Raw genomic sequence first — 4,603 nt, 5'->3', positions numbered from 1 at the left:
AATTCCTGATAAGCACCCAGACCACTGCTGGAATAGCCGCTACGTACATCGACGGGCTCCATTCCGGCCACTTTGAAATCTTCAAACACCAGATACTCGTAATCATTTTTGCTATCGAAAATGAGTTCGACTTCCACCAGATCGCCGCTTTTGAGTGCGGTCTCTCGATCAATCTCCTGACGCTGGTATTTCTCGATCTTCTGGTCAACCGCCTGCCCGCGTGAGCCGGAGGCTTTGATCGAAGCCTCTTCCGGAACCAATTTGTAGTACTTACGCTCTACCTTGATCTCCAGCCCTGTCTTGGTAATGAAATCTTCTTTAGTGAAGTACGTCACATAGGCGCTGTAATACAAAGGACCTGCCCCCTGCTTGCGGATTTCCAGACGATGGGCGCCAGACGTGAGCGCGTCCCCCTCAATCACCAGCTTATTATCAAACGTAAACAGATTCTCGGCGGTGATTTTGACCTCTTTCTGTTTTTCACCATCCAGATAGATTTCCAGCGTCAGATCAGGCTGCCCCTCGCCGCTGGCAGCCCAGTATTCTGCAAGTGCTTCGACGGCAATCGCGGTATCCGACACGGAATTCCAGTAGGTGGAATGTTTGCGATTGTTCAACAGATATTTCACCAGCTGCGCCGCCTTCGGGTTTTGCGGGTCGGCTTTTGCCAGCAGCTTCAGATAATAAGCGTTAGCTTCCACTTCGCTGCCGTACCAGTGCCACCAGTAGTTTCCTTCCGGCAGATTCAGATACGCGGTCTGGTTCTCCGGATCCTGAACCAGATACTGATCCATGTTATTCACAATCATCGCCAGCCGATCCTGACGGTCCAGTTCATGGGAGGCTAACCCCAGCATTCCCAGAGCGTAGACCGAAAGTTTTGTCCGATCCCGATAGAGAAAATCGTACATCTTTTCGTCAACAACCTTCTGGTTCACGAGCACCATGAATACATACGCGTCCAGGTTGGAAGCCGTCACTTTATACGGTTTCTTTTCGTCGGGAGCATTCAGCAGTTTCTGCAGTTCCTGTTGCTGATAATTTTTCAGCCATTCGATGCCCCGCTCCAGAGTACCGGGCACCAAAGCCACTCCGTTCTGCTGCGCCAGATTCAAACCCTGAACCACGCGCGCCGTGAAATAAGGCGACGACCGCTCCTGCCAACCGGAGAACCAGCCCCAGCCTCCGTCGGATAACTGCATGCTGGTCAGATCAGCGACCCCCTGTTTCACGATCTGATCAACTTCCGACTGACTGAAAACCGGGTTCTGGTCATAACGTTTCCACTGTTCCGCCCGCTGTTTGTCGTCACCGATTTCCTGTGCATTGAGATTCGTTCGTTTCCGTTCAATCTCCTCCAGGTTCAGTCCCATGCGTTTCAGAATATTCTGCGTCATCACGGTCGGCAGAAACCGGCACAATGTGCCATCGGTTGTTTTGTGTGGCGAATAAATCAGGTATGGGAGTGCATCGACCATCGCCCCTGCCAGTGAAGGCGAGTATCGCAGTTCCAGACGACTCAGTTCCGAATTCCGTTGATTGGGAATCTGGAAGCTGATTTGAGCGGACTTTCCGTCGGCAGGAATCGTGCCGGTGAACGACTCGGTTTTTAAAATGCCATGCACTTTGACAGGGAACGTCATCTGCATCGCGTCCGACTCTTCATCGGTGAGCGCTTTCATGCGAATCACGGCAAAACCGGGACGGACCGCTTTTACTCGCCAGTCGATGCGATGTTCTCCGTTGGCAGCGATTTCGACAGTCTGCGTCATCTCACCTAAAGGCTGTAAGGTATCGCCGTCCAGTTCCAGAACTACCGTCACATTTTTTGATGTCTTGAGGTAATTGTGAACGTTCGCGCTCAGCACCACTTCATCCGTTTCCGTAAAGAACCGCGGTGCCTGTAAACGCACGATTAAATTCTTTCTGGTGACGACCAGTTGTTCCCCTTCACCCACTCGCGTCCCCTGCCCCATGACCCAACTGCGAATCTTCCAACTCGTCAGGTTTTCCGGCATCTTGAGCGAAACTTCCGCCCGGCCTTCCGCATCAGTTGAGATAGACCCGTTCCAGTAAGCAGTATCGGCGAAATTCTGTCTGACGACCGGTTCAATGACGGCAGAGGAATCTTCGGGAGCGGCAGCCGCATCTGCCATGCTCTTTCTGGCGGCCATCGGAGCAGCGGCCATCGGCAGAGATCGCTCCATGCTCATTGACTTATCCATCCCCCCCGCACCAAACGCTTCACCTTTCAGCACCTCATTGGCATCCGCCATCAGACGCCCGAACGTACCAATCGCCTGCATAGCGCTTTCATCAGGCCGTAACAGTATATGAAAGGTTCTGTTCAAACTGTCAAATGTTGCAGGATGATGCGCGCGTTTCCACTTCCAGAAGAAGTCTTTGATGTCAGTGACGTTGGAACCGCCGCTGATGTATTCGACGCTTTTGTCATACATACTGACGACCAGTGAGCCTTCGACCGGCTTTCCGTTCTCATCAGTTGCTTTGAGTTTGACTGTCGCTTCCTGGCCGGGCAGATATTCTTTTTCTGACGCTTCTACCTCAAGATTGACAATCCGCTTTTCCGGAGGAACGGCAATCTCACGGGCAACGGTATGAACTTTTCCCTGGTGAATCGTGACTGCTTCGACGAAGAAGTTCGGCAGATCTTTTCTGGTCACATCCAGTTCGTAAACGGTGCTCTTGCCCGCCAGCTTGAGAACATGCGGCTTCGAATAAATCCCATTTAAGGGTCTAACGAATAACAGAACCGTACTCCCCGGCTGATTCGTATTGATCAGCAGGCGCACCTTATCATTCGGTTGATAATGTTTCTTCTCGACGACAATTTCCAGATCATTAAAGCGGTATTCCTTGCCGTCAAATCCTTCACCGCGAATCGTAAACAGGGATCCCCCCTCGATCTGGTTTCCTTTTTTATCGGTCACGGTATACGAAACACGATATTGCCCCGCTTGTGTTGCCGCCATTTTCTGTGAAGCGGTTCCGTCTTCGCCCGGATTCAGAGCCCACTCCTGAACTGCGGTCTCTTTCGGTTCTCCCTGTTCGCTATAAGAGATGCGATAGAGCACCACTTTGCCTGTTCCAATCACTGGTTTGGAATCCAGCGTCTGTGCCTTGAAGGATGCGGTCATCGTATCGCCAACCTGATAATAACCTTGATTCATCCAGGCAAATACTTTGAATGGTTTACGTGCCACCAGAACTGAGCCTTTACCGACGATGGTGCGTCGGGATTCATCCACAACTTCAGCCGTGATCTCATATTTATGATCCTGATCGCCGTGAATGGCTTTTGCCAGCGCGGTATCGATTTTGATTTCGACTTCGCCATCAGAGCCGATCTCAACCGTATTGGAAAGTACCACCTCGGGGGGACCTGATCTTGGATGAATCCACCACGGTCCGGGGGCAATACAACCCCAGCTCCCCCAGCCTGGATACCAGTTGTAATCTCCCGTGAACCACCAGTAACCCGAACCATAGAGCCAATCCCAATGATCGACGGGATACCAGTGCTGCTCATGGGCGGTCCGTGTGACTTTATACTTTACCTGCCCTTTCGTTACGGGGCTGCCGAAGTAGTATTTCGCTTTAATTTTTGCAGTAATCGTATCGCCCAGCGCGACTGGTTCTTCTGGTGCTTCGACCAGCACTTCAAATTCCGGTTTTTTATATTCCTCAATCCGAAACGAAATACGCGAGACGATTTTTGCATTTCTGCCTGCGACTCTGGAATCAGGATATTCAACTTGAACCTGAAAATGATACACGCCCAGCCCGGCATCTTTGGGGATTTCCCAATCCGCATTAACGCCGCCATATGCGTCAGTCGTGAGTGTTTTTTCAAAGATTGTTTTGCCGTTATTGTCATTCAGTTTGATCGCCACACTATGATTGGCAAACTGAGACTCTTCCTCTTTGGTTAAATCGTAGCCGACGTTACGAATCCAGAACTTATAATCAACTTTTTGTCCGGGGCGATACACGGGGCGATCGGTAATTCCATAAATCTTGTGTTGATGGAAACGGTTATCACTCGATCTTTGATACCAGAACCGTTCAAAACCGGTATAGGCAAACCGGCCCTCTTTCGTTCTGGCAATCGTGATCCACTGAAATTCTCGCTTCAATAATTTTTCGTCCGGGAACGCCTGCCCATTTTCATCGGTCTGTTCTGCGAAATTCGCAGTCAATGTTTGATACTGGTTGCGTTGAATATGTTTTTGCTGATAACCGAAGAATTCCAGGTTGGCTCCCGCAACAGGTTTTCCGGTGCGTGCGTCAGCCACATAATAATAGGTCTTGTCTGCCATGCGTTTGTGAACAATCGCCGTATCATCCAGCCAGACAATGATCCGGCTGGTATTTCCGTTTTTCATCTTCGCGATTAATAAATACGCCCCCGCATTCTGCAACGGAGTCGTGACGGTGATTTGACGATCTCGATGCCCGTCGAGTGGGTCAAGTTCCAGTTCCCAGCGGGAGACCAGTTTCCCCTGGTATTTTTTCTGCTGCTCATCCATCAGGCGATATCCCAGATTCGAGATATTGATCTGGTTCCAGTCCAGTTTCTCAG

1 protein-coding gene is annotated in these 4,603 nt (G+C 50.6%); it reads right to left on the bottom strand.

Features of this window, described 5'->3' with window-relative positions:
- A partial coding sequence (locus Q0294_RS22205; protein WP_299469823.1) for an MG2 domain-containing protein occupies window positions 1–4,603 on the bottom strand: 4,603 nt, incomplete at both ends.

The sequence above is a fragment of the uncultured Gimesia sp. genome, from assembly GCF_937919775.1.
Lineage (GTDB): Bacteria > Planctomycetota > Planctomycetia > Planctomycetales > Planctomycetaceae > Gimesia.
This window is presented reverse-complemented; position numbering and strand designations above follow the sequence as displayed.